Annotated in this window: 19 protein-coding genes and 3 pseudogenes; 16 read left to right on the top strand and 6 right to left on the bottom strand. The window is 59.1% G+C overall.

Features of this window, described 5'->3' with window-relative positions; genetic code table 11:
- Window positions 1–30: 30 nt before the first annotated feature.
- The 3 genes from NKH83_RS29690 to NKH83_RS29700 all read left to right on the top strand — a co-directional run bounded on the left by NKH83_RS29690 (window position 31) and on the right by NKH83_RS29700 (window position 4,156).
- Complete coding sequence (locus tag NKH83_RS29690; protein ID WP_352594663.1) at window positions 31–1,899, top strand: ABC transporter ATP-binding protein; 1,869 nt, start codon at window positions 31–33, stop codon at window positions 1,897–1,899.
- On the top strand, window positions 1,899–3,794 hold the full coding sequence (locus NKH83_RS29695) for an ABC transporter ATP-binding protein (protein WP_352594661.1): 1,896 nt from the start codon (window positions 1,899–1,901) through the stop codon (window positions 3,792–3,794). Before NKH83_RS29690 ends, NKH83_RS29695 begins: the two co-directional genes overlap by 1 nt.
- A gap of 110 nt (window positions 3,795–3,904) precedes the next feature.
- Window positions 3,905–4,156, top strand: a complete 252-nt coding sequence (locus tag NKH83_RS29700) for a hypothetical protein (protein ID WP_352808573.1) — start codon at window positions 3,905–3,907, stop codon at window positions 4,154–4,156.
- Between the two features lie 246 nt (window positions 4,157–4,402).
- On the opposite strand, the gene NKH83_RS29705 is transcribed toward NKH83_RS29700, so the two are convergent.
- The 4 genes from NKH83_RS29705 to NKH83_RS29720 form a co-directional block, all read right to left on the bottom strand.
- A complete protein-coding gene (locus tag NKH83_RS29705; protein WP_023678254.1) occupies window positions 4,403–5,443 on the bottom strand; it encodes an LLM class flavin-dependent oxidoreductase in 1,041 nt (346 codons plus the stop codon).
- A gap of 91 nt (window positions 5,444–5,534) precedes the next feature.
- Window positions 5,535–6,674, bottom strand: a complete 1,140-nt coding sequence (gene hisC / locus NKH83_RS29710; protein WP_352808575.1) for a histidinol-phosphate transaminase — start codon at window positions 6,672–6,674, stop codon at window positions 5,535–5,537.
- A 235-nt stretch (window positions 6,675–6,909) separates the two neighbouring features.
- Complete coding sequence (gene nifA / locus NKH83_RS29715; protein WP_352808582.1) at window positions 6,910–8,682, bottom strand: nif-specific transcriptional activator NifA; 1,773 nt, start codon at window positions 8,680–8,682, stop codon at window positions 6,910–6,912.
- Between the two features lie 253 nt (window positions 8,683–8,935).
- On the bottom strand, window positions 8,936–9,151 hold the full coding sequence (locus tag NKH83_RS29720; RefSeq protein WP_352591362.1) for a hypothetical protein: 216 nt from the start codon (window positions 9,149–9,151) through the stop codon (window positions 8,936–8,938).
- Between the two features lie 273 nt (window positions 9,152–9,424).
- Between NKH83_RS29720 and NKH83_RS29725 the strand changes: the two genes are divergently transcribed.
- From NKH83_RS29725 to NKH83_RS29740, 4 genes are all read left to right on the top strand, one after another.
- A complete protein-coding gene (locus NKH83_RS29725; protein WP_156937379.1) occupies window positions 9,425–9,634 on the top strand; it encodes a hypothetical protein in 210 nt (69 codons plus the stop codon).
- A gap of 54 nt (window positions 9,635–9,688) precedes the next feature.
- Window positions 9,689–11,017, top strand: coding sequence for a dicarboxylate/amino acid:cation symporter (locus tag NKH83_RS29730; RefSeq protein WP_352591359.1), 1,329 nt, complete (start codon window positions 9,689–9,691; stop codon window positions 11,015–11,017).
- A gap of 302 nt (window positions 11,018–11,319) precedes the next feature.
- Entirely contained in the window at window positions 11,320–12,351 is a 1,032-nt protein-coding gene (locus NKH83_RS29735; RefSeq protein WP_023678260.1) for a LacI family DNA-binding transcriptional regulator, read from the top strand.
- A 61-nt stretch (window positions 12,352–12,412) separates the two neighbouring features.
- On the top strand, window positions 12,413–12,598 hold the full coding sequence (locus NKH83_RS29740; RefSeq protein WP_352591356.1) for a hypothetical protein: 186 nt from the start codon (window positions 12,413–12,415) through the stop codon (window positions 12,596–12,598).
- A 306-nt stretch (window positions 12,599–12,904) separates the two neighbouring features.
- On the opposite strand, the gene NKH83_RS29745 is transcribed toward NKH83_RS29740, so the two are convergent.
- Window positions 12,905–13,834 carry a LysR family transcriptional regulator gene (locus NKH83_RS29745; protein ID WP_352591353.1) on the bottom strand — a complete coding sequence of 310 codons (930 nt, stop codon included), beginning with the start codon at window positions 13,832–13,834 and terminating at the stop codon, window positions 12,905–12,907.
- A 266-nt stretch (window positions 13,835–14,100) separates the two neighbouring features.
- Between NKH83_RS29745 and NKH83_RS29750 the strand changes: the two genes are divergently transcribed.
- The 9 genes and pseudogenes from NKH83_RS29750 to NKH83_RS29790 form a co-directional block, all read left to right on the top strand.
- The gene (locus tag NKH83_RS29750; RefSeq protein WP_352483781.1) at window positions 14,101–14,694 is read left to right on the top strand and encodes a NodA family N-acyltransferase; all 594 of its coding nucleotides are present in this window, start codon (window positions 14,101–14,103) and stop codon (window positions 14,692–14,694) included.
- The gene (gene nodB / locus NKH83_RS29755; RefSeq protein ID WP_352808577.1) at window positions 14,691–15,350 is read left to right on the top strand and encodes a chitooligosaccharide deacetylase NodB; all 660 of its coding nucleotides are present in this window, start codon (window positions 14,691–14,693) and stop codon (window positions 15,348–15,350) included. Before NKH83_RS29750 ends, nodB begins: the two co-directional genes overlap by 4 nt.
- A gap of 14 nt (window positions 15,351–15,364) precedes the next feature.
- Window positions 15,365–16,690, top strand: a complete 1,326-nt coding sequence (gene nodC, locus NKH83_RS29760; protein WP_352457036.1) for a chitooligosaccharide synthase NodC — start codon at window positions 15,365–15,367, stop codon at window positions 16,688–16,690.
- Between the two features lie 80 nt (window positions 16,691–16,770).
- Window positions 16,771–17,367: a nodulation methyltransferase NodS gene (nodS, locus tag NKH83_RS29765; RefSeq protein ID WP_352450799.1), complete on the top strand. Its 597-nt coding sequence runs from the start codon at window positions 16,771–16,773 to the stop codon at window positions 17,365–17,367.
- 35 nt (window positions 17,368–17,402) lie between these two features.
- Window positions 17,403–17,636: pseudogene (locus NKH83_RS29770) on the top strand (carbamoyltransferase N-terminal domain-containing protein); the annotation flags it as partial.
- 55 nt (window positions 17,637–17,691) lie between these two features.
- Window positions 17,692–18,603 carry a nodulation factor ABC transporter ATP-binding protein NodI gene (gene nodI / locus NKH83_RS29775; protein WP_352457037.1) on the top strand — a complete coding sequence of 304 codons (912 nt, stop codon included), beginning with the start codon at window positions 17,692–17,694 and terminating at the stop codon, window positions 18,601–18,603.
- 3 nt (window positions 18,604–18,606) lie between these two features.
- Window positions 18,607–19,395 carry an ABC transporter permease gene (locus NKH83_RS29780; protein ID WP_352450738.1) on the top strand — a complete coding sequence of 263 codons (789 nt, stop codon included), beginning with the start codon at window positions 18,607–18,609 and terminating at the stop codon, window positions 19,393–19,395.
- A 67-nt stretch (window positions 19,396–19,462) separates the two neighbouring features.
- Window positions 19,463–20,413, top strand: a complete 951-nt coding sequence (locus NKH83_RS29785; RefSeq protein ID WP_352808580.1) for a LysR family transcriptional regulator — start codon at window positions 19,463–19,465, stop codon at window positions 20,411–20,413.
- Between the two features lie 31 nt (window positions 20,414–20,444).
- Window positions 20,445–20,711 (top strand): annotated as a pseudogene (locus NKH83_RS29790) (hypothetical protein); the annotation flags it as partial.
- A gap of 77 nt (window positions 20,712–20,788) precedes the next feature.
- Here NKH83_RS29790 and NKH83_RS29795 read toward each other — a convergent pair.
- Window positions 20,789–21,169 (bottom strand): annotated as a pseudogene (locus NKH83_RS29795) (transposase domain-containing protein); the annotation flags it as partial.
- Window positions 21,170–21,583 lie beyond the last annotated feature (414 nt).

Raw genomic sequence — 21,583 nt, forward strand, 5'->3', positions numbered from 1 at the left:
AAGGCGCAAAATGCAGTCGGGAATACACCCGTGAGCAGTGATGCTATCGGCAGCGCAACGAACGCTCTGAATTCGTTGACCCATGTGGAAGCGGCGCGCTGGGGCCGGGATTTGAGTACGCTGTTGCGCATCACGCGTATGAATTTGCGGCATCCCTGGCAGGTCGCCTTCGCTATGGGCTCGACGGTCCTGGCGGCAATCCTCCAGTTGCTCATTCCCCAGCTTCTCGGCCGGGCCGTCGACCTGACCCAGACAGCCATCGGGGGCGGTGTCGCGGGGACCGCGGCAGGACAAGCGCTCTGGATCCCGGCTCTCCTGCTGCTCGCCGTCAGCGCGCTACGCGGCCTTTTCACGATGGCGCAGAACTATTTTGCCGAAGCCGTCGGGCATCATGTCGCGTACGAACTGCGGCTCGCCTACTACGACAAGATCCAGCGTCTCAGCTTTTCCTTTCACGACCGGGTCCATTCAGGCGATCTGATCACCATCGGAATGCTCGATCTCCAAGGCGTGCGGATGTATTTTTCCACCGCGCTCGTTCGCGTGCTCCTGCTCAGCATGCTGATCGGGATCGGCGCCTACATGATGATCTCGACCGATCCCATGCTCGGCCTGATCGCGCTGAGCTTCGTGCCTTTTGTCGCCTGGCGCTCATCGGCCACACAGCTTAGGCTGCGCGCCACCTGGCTCGACCTGCATGAGCGGCTTTCGGTACTAAGCCGCGTGATGGAGGAAAATCTCGCAGGCATCCGCGTGGTCCGCGCTTTTGCGGCTCAAGCCTATGAGATGCTAAAGTTCGACGGCGCTTCCAAGAACGCGCTCGACCTCGCCCACGACCGAGTTGACATCTACGTGCCCAGCACGTCGGCGATGACCTTGTCCTTCTTTTTCGCAATGGGATTGGTGCTCTGGATCGGTGGCAGCAGGCTCGTCGCTGGCGAGATCAGCGTCGGAACGGTGGCGACCTTCCTGACCTTCATGACAATCCTGCAAATGCCAGTCCGCCAGATCGGCCTCATGGTCAATGCCTTTGCCCGCGCTTCTAGCTGCGGTTCGCGGCTTTTCGGTCTCCTCGACCAGGAGATCACAATCAGGGATGCTCTCGAGGCCAGACCGCTCGAGATAAGCGACGGCACTCTGCGCTTCCACAATGTCTCGTTTGCGTACCCCAGCGCCGAAAACTGCGCCATTCTGAAGAACCTCAGCTTTGAGGCCCGTAGAGGCGAGACGATCGCGATCGTCGGTCCGCCGGGTTCGGGCAAATCGACGATGGCTCATCTGGTCCCCCGCTTTTACGACGTGACCGGTGGCGCCATCACGCTGGACGGCCAGGACATACGTAATGTCACCCTCGCGACGCTTCGCAAGGCGGTCGCCGTCGTACAGCAGGATGCATTCCTATTCACCACCACGATCGAGAACAACATCGCTTATGGCGATCCCTGGGCGAAGAGACAGCGAATAGAACGCGCTGGCGAATTCGCCCAGCTCCACAACTACATCCTCGGGCTCCCAGCAGGCTACGAGACGGTCGTGGGCGAACGCGGCGTCTCTCTCTCTGGCGGCCAGCGCCAGCGTCTCACGATTGCTCGCACCATGATGCTGCGCCCCTCCGTCGTCGTTTTCGACGACTCAACGGCGGCGATCGATGCCGGCACCGAGCAGCGCATCCGCGCGGCGATGCGGCGCTTCGCCAAGGATCGGGTGACGATCATCATCGCGCACCGGCTGAGTGCGCTTATGCACGCCGATCAGATCCTTTTTGTCGATAACGGCGAAATCGTAGAACGCGGCACGCATCAAGAGCTTTTGGCGAAGCGGGGACGCTACAGGGCCCTTTACGATCTCCAGACGCGCCCGGGTGATGACATTATGACCCAGTATGGGGGCGCCCGCTGATGGCGCAGGGCCGCGCCGGCGAACTCGAAGCCGAACGTGACGACGGCAGACGCCCTCCGCGCGCCGTTGTCGGCTCGCACCGCATCGAGGAGGAGATGTTCGGCCGGGCTTTCGACAAGAGCATCCTCCGGCGCATCTGGACCTTCGTCCGTCCCTATCGGGCCAGGGTAGTCATCACGATTGCAGCAATGCTGATCTTCACCGGGACGCAGCTTCTCATCCCGTTGATCATCCGCTACGCGATCGACCAGGGCATGAACCCGGCAAGGACCGATCGCTCAGCCCAGCTTGCGGCCGTCGGCGCGTTCGTTTTGGCGATTTTGGTCAATTTCGCTGCCGGCTACATGCAGGAAACCGTGGTTGGGAAAGTGGCCGAAACTGTCCTGTTCGACATCCGCCGCGCCATGTTTGGCCATCTGCAGAAGGTGTCGCTCTCCTTCATGGACAAGACCGAGGTCGGACGCCTCATGTCGCGCCTGCAAGGCGACGTCAACTCCATACAGGAATTCCTCGAAACCTCGGTATATTCCGTAGGCGATGTTGCGCTTCTCTTCGGCATCGTTTTCGTAATGCTGTGGCTCGACTTCCGCCTCGGCCTCCTGACGCTCTCGGTTCTGCCGGTCCTGGTGATCGTCCGCATTGTCTGGCTGCCGCGTGCCCGCGCCGCCTTCATGGCTGCACACGAGACTAATTCCGTCGTCAACGGCGCGCTGGCCGAAGCCATTCACGGCGTGCGCACCGTCCAGTCCATGGACCGCCAGCAGGTGAATTTCATCCTTTTTGACGACAAGGCCCATGCCAACCTCAGGACCCACCTGATCGCTGCCAAATATGCACTGGTCATGGTGCCTATCGTCGATGGCCTCACCGGCCTCGCCATGGCCGCCGTTATTGTGGTCGGCGGCTCGATGGTCATGAATGGCCGCATAGATGTGGGCGTATTGGTTGCCTACCTATTTTACATCCAGCGCTTCTTTGACCCGATCCGCTCACTCACCCTGCAATATTCGGTCATGCAGCGCGCCATGGCCTCAGGCAAGCGCCTGACCGATGTGCTCGACGTCAAGATCGATGTTCAGGACAAACCCAATGCCGAGGTGCTTTCGCCCGAAATGGACGGCTCGGTCGAGTTCAGGGACGTCACCTTCGGCTACAATCCGAACCGTTCGGTGCTGAAAAATGTCTCCTTCCGGGTCAATCCCGGCGAGACGGTCGCACTGGTCGGGCCGAGCGGTTCCGGCAAATCGAGCGCGATGGCCCTGGTCCACCGCTTCTATGATGTTCAGCAGGGCCAAGTGCTGGTCGGCGGACATGATGTGCGCGATCTCACCCAGGAATCGCTCGGCCGCCAGGTCGCCATGGTGCTGCAGGAGCCATTCCTGTTCACCGGGACGGTCTTCGAGAACATTCGATACCACAAGACGGAAGCCACGCGCGACAAGGTGATCGAGGCCGCCAAGGCGGTCGGCGCCCACGACTTCATCATGAGCCTCGCCGACGGGTATGAGACCCAACTTGGCGAACGCGGCGACAACTTATCTCTCGGCCAGCGCCAGCTTATCAGTTTCGCCCGCGCCCTAGTCGCCGACGCCAAGATCCTCGTGCTCGACGAAGCTACCGCCAACATCGACAGCTACACGGAAATGCAGATTCAGAAGGCTCTGATAAAGCTGCTTGAAGGCCGCACTGGCCTCGTGATCGCCCACCGTCTTGCCACGACCCGGGGTGCCAACCGCATCATCGTGCTTCAGAATGGCCAAGTTGTTGCGACTGGCAACCACGATGAGCTAATAGGCATGGGCGGCCTGTATTCCAAACTCTACTATCTCAACTACGCCTCCTTCGACGACCTTCCCGAACACGATACGACCGTACAAGCCGGCTCCCAGACCTGACGTCTTGTCGGCCTTGTGGTACTGGCATTGACTTCGGGCGTGCCGGCGGACACTCAGGCCGCCGCAGACGAGGAAGCAGGCAGCATTCATGGAAAGCACTCGCGCACATCGTGAAGACCGGCTGCGAAGATTTCCTCCAGCGTCGTTATCCGACCGCGGTGCACGCCGCGACATCGGGCGAACTCGCTCCAGGTGGTGTCGCTCGGCGTAGCAAAGCCGCTCGCGAGCGCGCCCTCAACAGCGCCGTAGCGAGTGACGGCTTTGCTACCGCCGAGCCGCTGATGAAGCTGGATGCGGGAGCCGCCACCGGCGCCGCCCCGGTCGAGAAGAACCTCTTGCGGCGGGCTATGGGCAACGACTAGCGCGAGCGCGACGAGCAGATGCGTGCCGGCATCGTGACGCGCTCGGCCATCATCTCCTTAGGATCGTGCAGTCTCACACCGTGCCCAGATGCCGGCCAACGCACAAACCTGGTAATCTGTGCCGCCGGCTCGTCGTCAGTTTGGCCTCCCTCACGATTTCCCAATCCCCACCACGTGCACGCTCGAGCAATGTGAGGGAGCGCTGTTACAACGATTTACCTTCGGATCAGACCGCGAATTTCATGGTCAGCCAAGTCGAGCCATGATTTCGGATTGAATGGTCGTCGCGGTGTACAGGGAAGCATCTAGCGGCAGATTCCCAAATGCCAGTTGACAAAGAAGGTAGTTAGCACCTGCCTCTTCCAACTGACTGAGCAGAGCTTCTCGCACAGACGCTGCTGATCCTACCACGCACAATTCACTCTCGACTGCCGCATCGAAGGTCAGCGGCAGGTTGGGTGGAGTGGGGATAGCGTTAAGCTCGTAAAGGAATTGGAAGCTCTTGAGCCATCGTTCGTAAGCAGGTGCCGCGAGCGAATAGGCATGTGTGTCACAACGCCCAACCACGACCATGCGGAGCAATCCAATAAATGGCGCTCGATCGCCCGCGCCAGTGTTGTCCTCTTGATAGGCGCGGAACGCATCAGTAGTTTTGCGAACAGAAGAGGAAGGTCCTACACACGCGATATTTGCTCCATTCGCAGCGGCCCAGGCTGCGGACTCGGGTCGATTGGCGGCGACCCATGTCGGCGGATGTGGACGCTGATGAGGTCTTAGCGTCAAAGGAACGTCATTGAGCTCAAAATGGCGGCCTTGATAGCACAGCGTGCCAACCTTCATGGCATTAACAAGTATTTCAACAAGAATTTCGCTGGCTTCCGCATAGCGGCCCGGCACCGCGTCCGCACCAATCCCGAAGTAACCCAATTCGATCGGGAGAGCACCGCGCCCTATGCCCAGTTCGAGCCTGCCACCGCTCAACTGGTCCAGCATACAGATCTCTTCGAACGCACGCAGCGGATGATAAAGCGCAAGCAGCATCACCAAGGGTCCGAGACGCAGGCGCCGGGTGCGCTGGGCGACGCTCGATAAGAACAGATTCGGCGATGGACCTCTCCCATGGGGGGTACAGTGGTGCTCTGCGAGATGATAGGCATAGAACCCTAGCTGATCGCACGCCTCTGCTAATATCAGGCGATCTTCGTACTGCCGGGCGATATCGAGGCCGTCCTCGTCCAGATGATCGAAGATGCCGAAGGCTAGGTTTGAAGGAAAGACGTTTGTCACTCGATATTGTCCCTGATTTTAAAGAAAAATGTTGTCGTGCTTGGGTGACCAAGCAAGTCTAAAGATAGCAATGTGTGATATCGGATTAGCGTCAGCGTACCGAACGAGCAGAGCCTGACGCTCCCCTGCCCGTGGTGCTTGGTATGTTTAAGCTTCCAACTATATCGCGAGCGGCAGCAAGAAATGCATCCAATTGCTCTTTTGTGCCGATGCTGACGCGGATGCAATGTTCCAAACCATTGTCCGGAAAGTAGGCAACGAGTATCTTTTGCCTTTCCAAGGCTGCTTGCCACCATGAGCCGTCCTGTCCCGCTGGCACACGGGCTAGCAGGAAATTTGCGTGGGAGGGCGTTACGGAAAATCCAAGTTGCGACAGTGCGGCTGTCACTCGCTGTCGTTCATGTCTGATGTGCTTGTGGTTCTCTGCGTAGGCGCCGCGATGCGCAAGCACGCTGATACCAACCGCATGCCCGATCACGTTCATGTTGAAGACGTTCTGGATGTTGCGCAGCCTGCCAATGATCTCAGGGTGACCGAAACCGAAACCGACGCGAATGCCGGCGGCGGCATAGCTCTTCGAAAATGTTCTCAAGATCAGAAGGTTCGAATAACGGTTGATGAGGCGCAGCCCGTGATCGGGTGCAAAGTCGACATAGGCCTCATCAAGGACGACCAGGCGATCCGATTGTGCCACGAGGCGTTCGATATTGCTTATCGAGAGGAATGTTCCGGTCGGATTGTTTGGATTGGCCACCAGAATGAACTTGGCGTCTTTTGCCGGACCGGAAAGCAATTGCTCCATTGGCAGCGAATGAGTTTGACATCCGATCTCGAGAAACTCAGCACCATGCAACATGGCAAGTTTGCGGTTGAACGAAAACCCTGGCGATATCATCGCCACCTTGTCGCCAGGGGCGAGGAAAGCTCTGTAGATGAGTCCGAGCAGTTCAGACGACCCGTTGCCTGCGATGACCTGATCCGTGGATACCCCATAGGTATTGGACGCTGCTTCCCTCAAGCTGATGTTATCGTCGTCCGGATACAGATACTGGCGCTGGAGGGCCGCCACTGCACTTTGCATTATGATTGGCGGCAACGGAAACGGGTTCTCATTCGTATTCAGCTTGACAAAACTTTCGTCCGGCGCTGGTCCGTTGGACGGCAGAGCATCTAACTGTCGCGTCCCTTGCGGAAGAGACGAAAGCACAGCTTGCAGTTTTGCATCGGACATATTTTATCTCCGTTTCAGTCGCACAGGGGCATCCGTATGAGCTCGCAACGAGAGCAACATGGCGGACGGATTGACGATGGCAGCGTCGCCTTTCACAAGATGGTCGCAACGCCGGCTGCCACGGGAATTCGGCCAGGCTGTCCTCGGTCGGATCGACTTGACGCGGACGCGGATCTGCATCCCTGCGCGGGCCAAGCCGCTAAGCGGTCTCAGCTAATCCGCCTGAGTCATGCTTTCACAGACGCTTGACCTCGATGCCGTATTTCCTCAGCACGTAGCCAATCTGGCGCGGGGTCAGTCCAAGCAGGCGCGCCGCCTTTGCCTGCACCCAGCCACATCTTTCCATGGCAGCAATGACGCGCTCGGCGTCGGTGGTCCTCGCGCCCAATGAGTGGGTTGCTCCGGCAGGCGGGACTGAGGTGGCGGCCGAACGAGCGGCCGCATCCGGCGGCGTGGCCGGATTCACTGCCTCTGGGAGGATTGGCGCTGGTTGCAGCGCGGCCTTGCCCGATCTGCTCTTCCGCAGCGCCTCGGCAAAGCATTGGTCGTGGGAGCACGCAAAGTCGTTTCTCCCGATTGATCGTCCCTCCGCCAGGATCGCTGTCCGGTGCACGCAATTTTCAAGCTCGCGAATGTTGCCGGGAAATTCACATTTCATCAGTACTTCAATCGCACGCGCATCGAAGGTCAGCGTACGGCCGTTCTCATCGTTGAAATTCTTGAGAAACTCAGCTGCGAGGAGCGGAATATCGCTGCGCCTTTGGCGTAATGCCGGCACCAGCAAGGGAACCACGTTGATGCGATAATATAGGTCGGCGCGGAACTCATTCCTTGCAACCGCCTCTTCAAGGTTCCTGTTCGTGGCGGCAATCACGCGAACGTCGACCTTGATGGTCTGGTTGCTGCCGACGCGCTCAAACTCCTGCTCCTGTAGCACGCGCAGTAGCTTTGCCTGGAAGGAGGCCGAGATCTCGCCGATCTCATCCAGAAACAACGTCCCCTTGTCGGCGAGCTCAAAGCGACCCTTGCGGGAATTGAACGCGCTTGTGAAGGCACCCTTCTCATGACCGAACAATTCGGATTCCAGGACTGTCTCTGGCAGCGCTGCACAATTGAGTTTGATGAAGGGCCGCTTGGCGCGCGGCGACAACTCGTGAATTGCCTTGGCGACCAGCTCCTTCCCGGTACCGGATTCGCCTCGCAACAGAACCGTGGTCTTTGCCTTAGCTACCACTGCGATCTTCTCGAGCAGCGCGCTTAGCGCCGGACTATCGCCAATCATCCCCTTGACATGAACCTTCTTGCGCTGCGGTGCAGAGTGCTTGACATCAGAGAATTGCGTTTGCAGCCGATCTTCCACCTCTGTCGGTCGTTCGCGGTCGCCCGCGGAGAAGCGGTGCAACTTGACTGTCTGTCCCACCATGTTGGCGATCATGGTGAGCAGCCGGACATCATAATCGAGCCGATACGTTGACCTGCTGTCCAAGGCGCGGTCGATAGTCAGCGTGCCTACGGCGTTCCCATCAACACGAATGGGAACGCCGATGAAGGACACGGGGTCGGAGGCCCCAAGCACCTCTATGTCAGCGGCAGTGAAGGCCGAATGCACCGCTATGTTCTCGGCGACGAGCGGCGTGTCCGTCGTCACAATCCGATCGATTGCCTTGCGCGGCAGACGCATCCGGGAGCGCTCATCGCTGTTCTCGTCGCAGCCGGTGACTACGGTGATGTCCAGTATGCCCTCAGCGTCGAAGAGAGCGATGATGCCGTGCCGCATCTGCACAAACGAGGGCAGGAGATCGACGACCTTGGCCAACGTGACTTCGAGCCGGGCGGGGTCGGTGAGTACTTTCGATATTTCGAAGATGCCGGTAAGCGCGTGCTCGTGCGATGGCACAAAAGGGACCGCGGTGTTCGTCTCGGACTTTGGGTAAGCCCTTTTCGCATCCGGAAGCGAAATGCGGCACTCGCTGGCATTTTGTTCTGATTTGGGAATGTTGTGGTGCATGTGATCCTCGATCTCGCGCCATGAAATGCATGCCGGCGGCATGTGCGCCCGCGACGTCGCGGGCAAGCGCGAAAATGTTCTGACGTGAACTCGTGCCACCGCCGTGTGGTCGAGTACAAAGCGGGTCGACCCCTGACGCATCGCTTGGCTCTCCCTCCACGAAGCTTGGCCACGTTCTCGGCTTGCACGGGGGCAACCACACGTTGATTTTCAAAAGACTGGAGCGAGGCGGGATAGTCAATCGAGCTTTCTTTCATTCGTGAAAGGAAACCTCGCGGCCTATGATAGAATTCATCAGTTCTAATTTTTTGTCGGCGATGTTGAACGACAGAAATACGGCGCCGGCGATGCGGTGCCTGAGCGGCTGACCGCGCCGAGTATAAATTGCCGGGCCGTGCCATTCACCAGCGCTTGCGAACCAGGGGCGGGAGCGATAATCACTGCCGACGACACTGGTCGGTCGCGGCAACCGCCATTTCCTCGATATTGATGACACAGATAAGGCGGCGGCGTCGCGTGTGAAGGCGCGAAGGTGGCGGTCGAGCGCGGCTTTCTCGGCGGTGCTCGGAACTTCTGAACCGCATCGTCGCGGTCAGCACCAGCGGCGTCAATCCCTACGTCTCGACGTCGCTTTCAAGCTGTCGCTGCAGCGGCAGCGCGGCAAAGAACACGGCAATTCTCCGCTCTGGTGCCAGCGATGCGGCCCTTCCCAAAGTCGGCAAACCGAGGAGCCCACCACGATGTGCAGCAAAACCGCAAGCCAGAGAGATCGACCGGCAATCTGCCGGAGAACATCAAGCGCGTGCTGGACGGCGGCCTTGTCATTCCCGTCTTGTGCCACCGCATTCATCCCATCATTGGCGAGCCCAACGTCAGTTCAGGTCATGCGGATCCATTTGGCATGGGTATTGCGGCGGCGTTGGTGCAGCGTTCGACCGGAGCGCCGCGATAGGGAGAAGCCCGGGAGAAGTCACGCCACCTCGATCCGGTCAGGGAGAGAGAAACAGTGTCAGCTGCACAAGTCCGCGGCGCGAGTCCCGCGCCCCGCAAACCCTTCTATGCCAAGCTTTACGCGCAGGTGCTTGCCGCCATCGCCCTCGGCGTCGCAATTGGCTATTTCTATCCGGGAACCGGCGAGAGCCTGAAGCCGCTGGGTGATGCCTTCATCAAGCTGGTCAAGATGATCATCGCGCCTGTCATCTTCCTGACAATTGCGACCGGCATTGCCGGCATGAACGATCTTCACAAGGTCGGCCGGGTCGCCGGCAAGGCAATGGTCTATTTCCTCACCTTCTCGACGCTCGCGCTGATCGTCGGCCTGATCGTCGCCAATGTCGTCCAGCCTGGCGCCGGCCTCAACATCGATCCGGCCTCGCTCGATGTCCAGGCCGTGAATACCTATGCCGCAAAGGCCCACGAGCAGTCGGTCACCGGCTTCCTGATGAACATCATCCCGCCAACGATAGTCGGCGCCTTCGCGGAAGGCGACATCCTGCAGGTGCTGTTCTTCTCGGTTCTGTTCGGCATGGCGCTCGCGATGGCCGGAGAGACGGGCAAGCCTGTCGTTTCCTTCCTTCAGGCGCTCATCGCGCCTGTCTTCAAGCTCGTCGGCATTCTGATGAAAGCCGCGCCGATCGGCGCTTTCGGCGCAATGGCCTTCACCATCGGCAGATATGGCATCGGTTCGGTCGTGAACCTCGCGATGCTGGTCGCGACGTTCTATTTCACCGCCTTCCTCTTCGTGTTCGGGGTTCTCGGCGCGGTCTGCCGCTACAACGGCTTTTCGATCTGTTCTCTCATTCGCTACATCAAGGAAGAGCTGCTGCTTGTCCTCGCAACGTCCTCCTCGGAGGCCGCGCTCCCCTCGCTCATGCAGAAGATGGAGAAGGCGGGCGCCAGGCGTTCGGTTGTGGGTCTCGTCATCCCGGCCGGATATTCGTTCAATCTGGACGGCACGAATATCTACATGACCCTGGCGGCCCTCTTCATCGCGCAGGCGACGAACACGGATCTGTCAATCGGCGATCAGGTGCTGCTGCTGCTCGTTGCGATGCTTTCCTCCAAGGGCGCTGCAGGTGTAACAGGTGCGGGCTTCATCACCCTGGCTGCTACGCTCGCCGTAGTTCCGAGTGTTCCCGTTGCTGGGATGGCACTGATACTCGGCATCGACCGCTTCATGTCCGAATGCCGGGCGCTGACGAATTGCGTCGGCAACGCAGTGGCATCCCTCGTCGTTGCCCGCTGGGAAGGAGAATTGGACCGAGCGCAGATGAAAGCCGCCTTCTCCGGTCATCAGCTTGCCGAGGCATCAAACCGGCTATCCTCCGCCGAGTAAGGGCGACGCACCGCGACCGGTTTCGCCAAGCTGGTCACATGACCTGAACGATCGACTCGCAGGCTCTAAACGGCGCCTCACGGACCATGTATCAGAAGCGCTAAATGTGTGAGTGCAAATCGTCGCCGCCCTAAGCGAATGAACCTTCCGTTATACCCGGCCGGTCTACGTCTGGAGTAGTCCAATACGCTGTCGATCATTCAGTATGCGGGCGTCTTCACTTTGCCCACCCGAAACCATTGTCGAATCGCGCTAGGTGACAGAGAGCCAGCCTGCGTCAAAAACCAATCAGAATAGGACCCATGACCAAGCGCCCCACAATTGCCGATCTCGCCCGCGAAGCCCGAGTCAGCGTAGCAACGGTCGATCGGGTTCTGAACGCCCGCCATCCGGTGCGCGAGGAGACCGCGCGGCGGGTCCACGACGCCGCCCACGCGATCGGCTATCATGCTGCCGGGCTCATCAAGCAGCGCTTGCGGCGAGACCTACCGTGCTACCGTCTGGGCTTCATCTTGAGAAAACCGGCCCAGCATTTTTACCAAGACTTTGCGCGCGAGGTCGAAGCGTCGGTCAATTTGGCCCAGTCCTTCCACGGCATTCCGCTCATCCAATTCGCCCCGTCACATATGCCGAGCGACCTAATCGCACCGCTCAAGGATTTGGGCGCACGCTGCCATGCGATCGCGATGGTGGCACCGGACCACCCAAAAATTACAGCAGCGGTTGAGGACCTCAAGGCCAAAGGCATTCCGGTTTTCTCGCTGCTTTCCGACTTCGCCGCCGGCGTGCGACAGGGCTATATCGGCCTCAACAACCGCAAGGTGGGGCGCACGGCCGCTTGGATGGTGTCCAAGGTCGCAAAACGGCCCGGCAAGGTGGCGGTGTTTGTCGGTAGCCATCGTTTCCAGGGGCACGAGCTCCGTGACGTCGGCTTTCGCTCCTATTGCCGTGAGAACGCGCCGACGTTCGAGGTGCTCGATCCGCTTGTGAACCTGGAGAAACGGCAGGTCACCTACGAGGCAACGCTTGATCTCATGCAGCGGGAACCCGAGCTCGTCGGCTTCTATGTCGCCGGGGGCGGCATGGAGGGCGCCATCTCCGCGGTCCGGGAAGAGGGTAAAAGTCGCGATCTCGTCGCGATCGTGAATGAAATCACGCCGGAATCTCGGGCGGCACTCGCTGATAACATCATCACGATGGCGGTCGCCACGCCAATGCGCCGGCTTTCCCAGGAGCTGATAACGCTGATGACGCGGGCTATCGAGACCGGCACTGCTGAAACACCAGGACAGACATTTCTGCCGTTCGATATTCATCTGCCGGAAAATATATGAAACTGATGGCTTCTATCGTAAGCGGGGAAGTTTCCTTTCATAAATGAGAGAAAGTTGATTGATGATCCCATCCACGCGGGGTAGCCGCACCCCACAGGCCTCAGCCGCGGCCCAGGATGAAGCGCCAATTGGTGAACGGATCGGCCACGCGTTCAGGCGGAAGCGCGAGGTCGCGACCGGCTTCATTGCCAACATCTCGACGTTGTCGGTCCAGGGCGGTGTCGTCAAGGATGCCTCACGCCAGTAGCCGAGCGAGGCCGGCACAGTCCATTGGGATTGACCTCGTCGACCGGCATCTCCTCGCCTGGCCGCGCGTGAAAAGCCGCGGCAAGGCCGGCAAAGTTGGCATTTGAGTGGGGCTAGACATCTTCTGGGACTTCGCACGCGAAATCGGAGGCGGCAGTCAACTCAGCACCAACCCGGGCATGTGTTCTGCTCGTTCCTGGCCCTCGTACTCAGCAAGGAACTCGCCGCTCTGCCGAGCCAAAGGCCTGACGCCCGAATGGCAACCGCTCCTACGCGATCGCGACCGCCTCCGGGAAGCCCGAGACGCTCAATAGCTTTCAAGCAAAGGCGCCAGGCGAGATGCCTCCTGCAACATCATTTCCCGCATCCACAGGCTTGCCGGATCAGTATTGTGAAGCGCGGGCCATTGGACGGCCTCCGTGAATGCGGGATGAGGAAGTGGCGGCGGAAGTTCGACGATCCGCAGGGGTGTTGTTTTTGCGAAATGCTGCGCCAGCCGTAAGGGCATGGTCCCGATGCGGTTGGTGCCTGATAGGACGGGCGCGATCAGGCTAAAGCCCTGTACGACGACCTCGATACGTCTCTCGAAACCGTGCTCGAGCAAATACCACTCCTCCATGGTGGGCTGCCGGGTGTGCCTGAATTTGAGCACGACATGCCCCATCGACAAGTATCGCTCGAATGTAAGTGGCTCTGACAGCTGCTTGTTCGTGCCGCAGCCTACGCATACGAGCATATCTTCGAACAGGGCTGCGCGAGGATGTTTCGACATGAACACTTCCGGCATAATCAGAAAATCAACGTCGCCGCGCCGGAGAAGCTCCTCGGGGTCGTCGCAAATAGGCAGACATTCGAAGCGGACGGCGGGAGCTTCCCGCGCAGTACGCTCTACGATCCTCTTAAAAAGCACGAGCGTGAGGTAATCGGAAAGCATGATTCGGAAGAGACGATCCGATTGGGCTGGGTTAAAGGCGTCGGAGGAAATAATCGATAGCTGGATGTGCAGCAATGCGTCCCGGACTGCTGGGGCGAGCCCCTCCGCGCGCGGTGTCAAAATGAGCTCGCGGCCGTTCATCGTAAATAGCTCATTGCTGAAGTAGGCGCGTAACCGAGCGACGGCGGCGCTCATGGCCGGCTGGCTCAGGTTAATACTGTTGGCCGCGGCAGTGACTTTACGCTCCCTGATCAGAGCGTCCAGCACAACGAGGAGATTCAGATCCAGCCCCTTAAACCGCATATCCTGATCTATCCAGCGTGTGGATGGGCATCATCTAAACAATCAATTTTACGAATTTACGAACCATCCATTAGAGGAACGTAAATGACCGACGTCAAGCTCAAATCGACGGCGCCGCGACGGGCGGGAACATCGAGAGAGCTCATTGGCGAGCCCCACCGGCTGGCTCACCTTCGCTAACGACAACGGTTGAGTGCAGCCAACAACGCCGCCGCTTTGGCCGGGTAATGCGGCCCGCAAGAAACTATTTTGAAGAGAGGTCCTGAATGCGCCCTCAGGTGCAGTGGAAATTGTGCTGGGAAAACGAGTTGCAGCTCTCGGACCACGTCGAGCTCGCCCAGTTCTTTCGTAATACCTACGGGCCGACTGGGGCGTCCAACGCAGAACCGTTCGAAGGTAGTCGAAGCTGGGCCGGCGCCAGGCCTGAACTCCGCGCAATCGCCTATGATTCGAACGGTGTAGCGGCTCACATGGGCATACTGCGCCGTTTCATCAAGGTTGACGCGGTCGATCTGTTGGTGGCTGAGCTGGGCCTGTACGGGGTACGTCCGGATCTTGAGAGTCTCGGAATCGCCCATTCAATCCATGTCGTGCTTCCAATACTGCAGGAGCTTGGCGTTCCATTCGCTTTCGGAACCGTCCGGCACGCGCTGCGGAATCATGTTGAGAGGTTCGGGCGGCGATACAGCCCTTTGGCCGTCTTGTCGGGAATTCGCGTGCGCTCCACCCGACCAGAGGCGCGCCTCGACCTGCCGCCCACACGCATTGATGACGCACTCACCATTGTTCTGCCAGTTGGACGGCCGATCAGCGAATGGCCCACGGGCACGATGATCGATCGGAACGGACCAGAGCTATGAGCCGTCCCGATTGCTTGTACGAAGTGCACCGTGAGTGCTCTGACGGCACCGGCCGTCGCAGCGTTTATCTGACGTTTGACGACGGTCCCAATCCACTTTTCACACCGGAGATTCTGGATGTGCTGGCAGAGCAGCGGGTGCCGGCGACTTTCTTCGTCATCGGCGCCTACGCCTTAGAGCACCCGGATCTAATCCAACGAATGTTTGCAGAAGGGCACGAGCTAGGCAACCACACGATGACTCATCCGGATCTGTACAAATGCGGCTTCGGCGAAGTGCAACGTGAGATCTTTGAAGCGAACGGCGCCATCATGAGGGCGTGCCCTCAGGCCTCGGTGCGCTATATTCGCGCGCCCTACGGGGCCTGGAGCGAAGAAGTCTTCACAGCGTCACAGATCGCCGGGCTGACGGCCCTCCATTGGTCCGTCGACCCTCGAGATTGGTCTCGCCCTGGGGTCGACGCGATTATCGATACCGTGCTCGCCTCTGTCCGGCCGGGCGCAATCGTACTCTTGCACGACGGATGCCCTCCCGGCGAGTTGAGCCAGGGCGCTCACGCCGGTCTGCGCGACCAGACGGTCACGGCGCTGTCCCGGCTGATTCCAGCACTTCATGAGCGCGGATTTGTAATCCGCTCACTTCCTCAACATCACTGAACAAACGAGATCCCATGACTCTTCTTGGTACAACCAGCACTGTGGCCATTTCGCTTTATGCACTGCTCTCGACTGCTTATAAGAGCATGCAGGGGATTTATGCTCTGCCGACAAACGACTCATCGGCGTTGGAGGATCTCGTCGGCTCCGATCAACTGCCCAGCGTGGATGTCATCGTCCCCTGCTTCAACGAGGATCCGCGCACGCTTTCAGAGTGCCTGGCGTCCATTGCAGACCAAGAATACGCCGGAAGACTTCGGGTCTATGTGGTTGATGACGGTTCTGGAAATCGCGAAGCCGTAGGAACTGTCCACGAAACCTACGCGCGCGACCCTAGGTTCGACATCATTTTGCTTCCCGAGAATGTTGGAAAGCGCAAGGCGCAGATCGCCGCGATACGCCGCTCATCCGGGGATTTGGTGCTTAACGTTGATTCAGACACGATACTCGCGTCCGACGTCATCACCAAGCTTGTACCGAAGATGCGAGATCCAGCGGTCGGCGCAGTCATGGGTCAGTTGATTGCCAGTAACCGGAGCGAGAGCTGGCTGACAAGGCTGATAGACATGGAGTACTGGCTGGCTTGCAACGAGGAGCGCGCGGCACAGGCTCGCTTCGGTGCCGTTATGTGCTGTTGCGGCCCATGTGCCATGTACCGCCGGTCTGCGCTCCTTTTGTTACTGGACCAGTACGAGTCCCAATTTTTTCGGGGCAAGCCAAGCGACTTCGGGGAGGATCGCCATCTCACTATCCTCATGCTGAAAGCAGGCTTTCGAACCGAGTACGTTCCGGGCGCCATCGCGGCCACAGTCGTTCCGAACAGACTCGGACCGTATCTGCGCCAACAACTCCGTTGGGCACGAAGCACATTCCGGGACACGCTGCTTGGGCTGCGCTTGCTGCCCGGCCTCAATAGCTATCTCACGTTGGACGTGGTCGGACAGAATCTCGGGCCGCTACTCCTCGCCCTATCGGTACTAACGGGCCTCGCACATTTCGCACTGACAGGCACTGTGCCTTGGTGGACAGGACTGATGATTGTGTCCATGACCATGCTCCGATGCTGCGTGGTAGCATTTCGTGCTCGACAGTTTCGATTTCTGGGCTTTTCCCTGCACACGTTCATCAACATCTTTCTCTTACTTCCCTTGAAGGCCTACGCGCTGTGTACATTGAGCAATAGCGATTGGCTGTCGCGAAGCTCTGCTGTCGCTACATCGAACACTGGGGGAAAACAGGCCCCCACCCAAACTCCGATCACTGGATCAAGCAGGGCAGAATTCTCACCGCATGCGGCTCCGCTTCGCAGGCTCAATCTTGCGCGGATTCTTCGGGATTAGCGCTGTCGAGCAACATCTGCGGCGACGAGTGATCGCTAATTACCTAGGTGGACGAGAGGTGGACGAGTTTGACCCAGAACATGAATCATCAGTTGCTCGATCGGGAATTGGCCGCAGACGATCCGTGGCGCCTCGACGGCAATCCGTTCGAGCGGGAGCGCCACACGCAAATGCTCCAGCTGGCGCTTGCCCAAGGCTCCATTACAAATGCCCTCGAAGTCGGGTGCGCTGCCGGCGCATTCACGGAAAAGCTAGCTCCCTACTGCCAAGGGCTCACCGTCATCGATGTCGTGGCGCAAGCGATTGCTCGAGCACGTCAACGGATAAAGGAGCCGTCGCGCATCAACTGGATAGTCTCCGATGTTCAACAGTTTTCGACCGACGAGTTGTTTGACCTGATCGTTGTGGCGGAGGTCCTATACTACCTCGAAGACATAGCCGAGATGCGCGCGGCCGTCAAAAACCTGGTGCGGGTGCTTGCGCCAGGCGGGCATCTGATCTTCGGATCGGCAAGGGATGCTAATTGCCGTCGCTGGGGTCACGCCGCTGGTGCTGAGCCGGTCATCGCCATGCTGAACGAAACGTTGATCGAGGTAGAGCGTCTTGAGTGTCGGGGCGAGTCGGTCAACGAAGACTGCTTGCTCGTCCGTTTCCGGAACCCGCTTTCCGCTTCCTGATGAATCGAATCTATCGCCGTTAACGTGGAGACACTATGCGCATCTGTGGTACCAAGCTGACCCATGATGGGGCGATCGCCCTTGTCGAGGATGGACGGCTCGTCTTCTGCGTTGAGCAGGAAAAGCGGCACAACAATCCGCGTTACCAAACCATCGATAATCTCGACGCAATTGTCGCCGCTTTGGCGGAACAGGGGCTAAATCCTTGTGATGTCGATCAGTTCTTTATCGACGGCTGGGATGGCGAAGACGAGTCACAGTTTCAGGTCCGGCAGGCAACCGAGCAACCGCCGGTCGAGGCGACCCTCTAGGTAAAATGAACCCATGTCCACGGTAGCGATCGATCTTACTGAGGTAAGCAAAACTTATGACAAGCTCGTTGTCGACAGACTGTCGTTCCGCGTTGCGGCGGGGGAATGCTTCGGGCTCTTGGGACCGAACGGTGCGGGCAAAAGCACGATTGCGCGTATGGTCCTCGGCATGACATCGCCTGATGCGGGGAAGATTACTGTGCTCGGCGCTCCAGTGCCGGCGCGCGCCCGTTTGGCACGTATGCGCATCGGCGTGGTCCCGCAGTTCGACAATCTTGATACCGCGTTCACTGTGCGCGAGAACCTGTTGGTGTTCGGGCGCTACTTCCGGATGAGCAGACGCCAGATCGAAGCGGTCATACCATCGCTGCTTGAGTTCGCCCGCCTCGAGAACAAAGCGGATGCGCGCGTCGCCGAACTGTCCGGCGGCATGAAGCGGCGCCTGACGCTCGCGCGTGCGCTGATCAATGACCCGCACTTGCTGGTGATGGACGAGCCGACCACCGGCCTCGATCCGCAGGCCCGCCACCTGATCTGGGAACGGCTGCGATCGCTGCTGGCGCGGGGCAAGACTATTCTTTTGACTACCCATTTCATGGAAGAGGCCGAGCGGCTGTGCGATCGGCTGTGCGTTATGGAGGAGGGGCGCAAGATCGCCGAAGGCCGCCCGTCCGCACTCATTGACGAGCAGATCGGCTGTGACGTGGTCGAGGTCTACGGCGGCAATCCGCATGAACTGGGTGCGCTGATCCGGCCGTACGCACAGCGCATCGAGGTGAGCGGTGAGACGCTTTTTTGCTATGCACCCGATCCGGAGCAGGTGCTGGTGCAGCTACGCGGGCGCGCGGGTCTGCGCCTTCTGCAGCGTCCCCCCAATCTCGAGGATGTGTTCTTGCGGCTAACCGGGCGCGAGATGGAGGACTGAACAATGGGCGAACGTTATGCGGCGGCCATGCCCGCCAATGCGTGGAATTGGGTCGCGGTTTGGCGCCGCAACTATCTTGGATGGAAGAAAATCGGGCTTGCATCGGTTCTCGGCAACCTCGCCGATCCGATGATCTATCTGTTCGGTCTCGGCTTTGGCATCGGAACAATGATAGGTCCTGTTGAGGGCACTTCGTACATTGCGTTTCTCGCGGCTGGCATGGTTGCCACAAGCGCGATGGCATCGGCGACCGCTGAAACGGTTTACGGGAGTTTTGGCCGCATGGACAACCAGCGCACCTGGGAAGGAATGCTATGCACTCAGCTGACGCTCGGCGATATCTTACTCGGCGAATTGGCGTGGGCAGCCACCAAGGCCCTGATGGCGGGCACAGCAATCACTATTGTTGCCACCACGCTCGGCTACACATCGTGGCCATCCATCCTCTGCTTGCTGCCAGTCATCGCTCTCAGTGGCCTCGCCTTCGCGAGTCTAGCGATGGTCGTCACGGCGCTTGCGCCCAGTTATGAATATTTCATATTTTATAATACGCTTGTTATAACACCCATGCTGTTCCTTTGCGGCGCGATGTTTCCGGTCAACCAATTGCCCGGCGCTTTTCAGGACGTCGCCTCCTTGTTGCCGCTCGCACATGCAATTGACCTCATTCGTCCGGCGATGCTTGGCCGTCCGGCCGGCAGCATGGGCCTGCATATCGGCGCGCTTTGCATATACACGGTTTTGCCGTTCTTCCTATCGGTTGCTCTATTTCGTCGTCGGCTGATGCGTTGACGCTACTCACCATTCATAAAATTGATCGTTTTGGCGATACCCATCCACGCGTCGGATAGGTCAATACATGCGTTTTAAGGGACTCGATCTAAATCTCCTCGTTGTGCTGGACGCTTTGATCAGGGAGCGTAAAGTCACCGCCGCGGCCCGCAGTATTAACCTGAGTCAGCCGGCCATGAGCGCCGCCGTCGGTCGGTTACGCGCCTATTTCAGCGATGAGCTATTTACGATGAACGGCCGCGAACTCATTTTGACACCGCGCGCGGAGGGGCTCGCCACAGCAGTCCGGGAGGCATTGCTGCACATCCAGCTATCGATTATTTCCTGGGACGCCTTTAACCCGGCCCGATCGGATCGTCGCTTCCGCATCATCCTTTCCGATTACCTCACACTCGTATTTTTTAAGAAGATCGTAAAGCGTGCTGCGCGGGAAGCTCCCGCCGTCCGCTTCGAATGTCTGCCTATTTCCGACGACCCCGAGGAGCTTCTCCGGCGCGGCGACGTTGATTTTCTGATTATGCCGGAAGTGTTCATGTCGAAACATCCTCGCGCAGCCCTGTTCGAAGATATGCTCGTATGCGTAGGCTGCGGCACGAACGAGCAGCTGTCAGAGCCACTTACATTCGACCGATACTTGTCGATGGGGCAGGTTGTGCTTAAATTCGGGGACACCCGGCAGCCCTCCATCGAGGAATGGTATTTGCTCGAGAACGGTTTCGAGAGACGTATCGAGGTCGTCGTACGGGGCTTTAGCATGATCCCGCCCCTTCTATCAGGCACCAACCGCATCGGGACAATGCCCTTACGGCTGGCGCAGCATTTCGCAAAATTAACACCCCTGCGGATTGTCGAACTTCCGCCGCCACTTCCTGCCGCATTCACGGAGGCCGTCCAATGGCCTGCGCTTCACAATAATGATCCGGCAAGCCTATGGATGCGGGAAATGATGTTGCAGGAGGCATCTCGTATGATTACCCCGCCTAAGAGCACCGGACGTCTCAGTTGTCGGCCGAATTGAGAAACTGACTCCCTCGGTTATGAGAGGAGGCATGGATGGCGATTGGGATTGGGCGATTCCTGCATTGTCGAGAACGATGCAGGGAGAGCAGATCCTTCAGCATGAACAGGTGGCAGCGATGCTGCGGCTGCATGAGCTTGGCTGGGGAATGAACCGACGGGCGAAAGAATTCGGGTGCGCGCGCAACACGGTGCCTCGGTATCTAAGCGAGGGCGGGACTGTTCCGTTTCGCAAGCCTGTGGGGCCGACCGCGTTTGACGGACTGGACGATTGGCTGCGGGAGCGCTTCTTCCCCCATGGCTCGGGCTGGATGACGATCTCGACCCGCTCCAGATGCGCCGGGAACGCCTTGCGCGGTCGCGCAGCACGTCGCGGCTCGCCTGTCGGTCTTGCGGCCTCGAGCTCGGACTCAATCGCGCCGAGCCCGGTCTGGATTTCGTCGAAGGCGAAGGCCTGCTGGTCACGTTCGAGCTTCTCGGAGCTGCGACCGAAGCGGCGCGCTCCAGCTGCTTGACGATCCCATGAAGGTCGGCGATCCGCTCCTGGGCAGGCTCGTTGAGTGTCGCCATCCGGACGATCTCGGCCTTGAGTGTTTCGCTCCGGAGTTGTTGCAGTTCGGCCTTCTCCGCCGCCATGGCGACGAACATCGCCTTGAGCGTATCGATTTCGTGGGGACGGGCCGAAGCGCTTCTCGTCATGACGCCGACAGAAGCTTATTGTGCACGGCCTGAAGCCCGCCTTTTGCGCCTGAGTCACTTCGCCACCGCCTTCCGGCCGGACGCCGTCGCCGTTCGGCTCGAACGCGTGTCCAGTCCATGCCTTCGACGAGCGCCATCAGTTTCGGCGCGGCAAGCCGATCACGCCGTTCTCCGCCAGCGGAACTTGTCCTCGTCCAGCGCTCACGGTGCGGGTATGCCGGCGTCGAGCAAACAGAGAGAAGTTTGGGGCCCAACCAGGACGGCCCCGTTACGAAGTTCGTCCCGTCCCGGTTTGAGTGTCGAATCTTCATCGATTGCTTGGGCGACCAGCGTCCCCGCCGCCAGCGAGCCCGCAACTGCTCAGCAGAAGGGCGAAGTGAACGTGAATGCATCCATTTCGTAAATGTGTGTCTATCCAAGCAATCGATTTCTCTAATTATCCGATGAGCAATATGAACGCGTCAGGCAGGGT

Origin of the sequence: Mesorhizobium sp. M0909 (assembly GCF_040319515.1) — a bacterium.
In the GTDB taxonomy this organism is placed as follows: Bacteria; Pseudomonadota; Alphaproteobacteria; order Rhizobiales; family Rhizobiaceae; genus Mesorhizobium.

Excerpts from the sequence above, each read along its gene's own strand:
- NKH83_RS29695 (WP_352594661.1), top strand. The coding sequence starts at position 1,899 with ATGGCGCAGGGCCGCGCCGGCGAACTCGAAGCCGAACGTGACGACGGC.
- hisC (WP_352808575.1), bottom strand. The coding sequence starts at position 6,674 with ATGTCCGATGCAAAACTGCAAGCTGTGCTTTCGTCTCTTCCGCAAGGG.
- nifA (WP_352808582.1), bottom strand. The coding sequence starts at position 8,682 with ATGCACCACAACATTCCCAAATCAGAACAAAATGCCAGCGAGTGCCGC.
- NKH83_RS29735 (WP_023678260.1), top strand. The coding sequence starts at position 11,320 with ATGACCAAGCGCCCCACAATTGCCGATCTCGCCCGCGAAGCCCGAGTC.
- NKH83_RS29740 (WP_352591356.1), top strand. The coding sequence starts at position 12,413 with ATGATCCCATCCACGCGGGGTAGCCGCACCCCACAGGCCTCAGCCGCG.
- NKH83_RS29745 (WP_352591353.1), bottom strand. The coding sequence starts at position 13,834 with ATGCGGTTTAAGGGGCTGGATCTGAATCTCCTCGTTGTGCTGGACGCT.
- NKH83_RS29750 (WP_352483781.1), top strand. The coding sequence starts at position 14,101 with ATGCGCCCTCAGGTGCAGTGGAAATTGTGCTGGGAAAACGAGTTGCAG.
- nodB (WP_352808577.1), top strand. The coding sequence starts at position 14,691 with ATGAGCCGTCCCGATTGCTTGTACGAAGTGCACCGTGAGTGCTCTGAC.
- nodC (WP_352457036.1), top strand. The coding sequence starts at position 15,365 with ATGACTCTTCTTGGTACAACCAGCACTGTGGCCATTTCGCTTTATGCA.
- nodS (WP_352450799.1), top strand. The coding sequence starts at position 16,771 with ATGAATCATCAGTTGCTCGATCGGGAATTGGCCGCAGACGATCCGTGG.
- nodI (WP_352457037.1), top strand. The coding sequence starts at position 17,692 with ATGTCCACGGTAGCGATCGATCTTACTGAGGTAAGCAAAACTTATGAC.
- NKH83_RS29780 (WP_352450738.1), top strand. The coding sequence starts at position 18,607 with ATGGGCGAACGTTATGCGGCGGCCATGCCCGCCAATGCGTGGAATTGG.
- NKH83_RS29785 (WP_352808580.1), top strand. The coding sequence starts at position 19,463 with ATGCGTTTTAAGGGACTCGATCTAAATCTCCTCGTTGTGCTGGACGCT.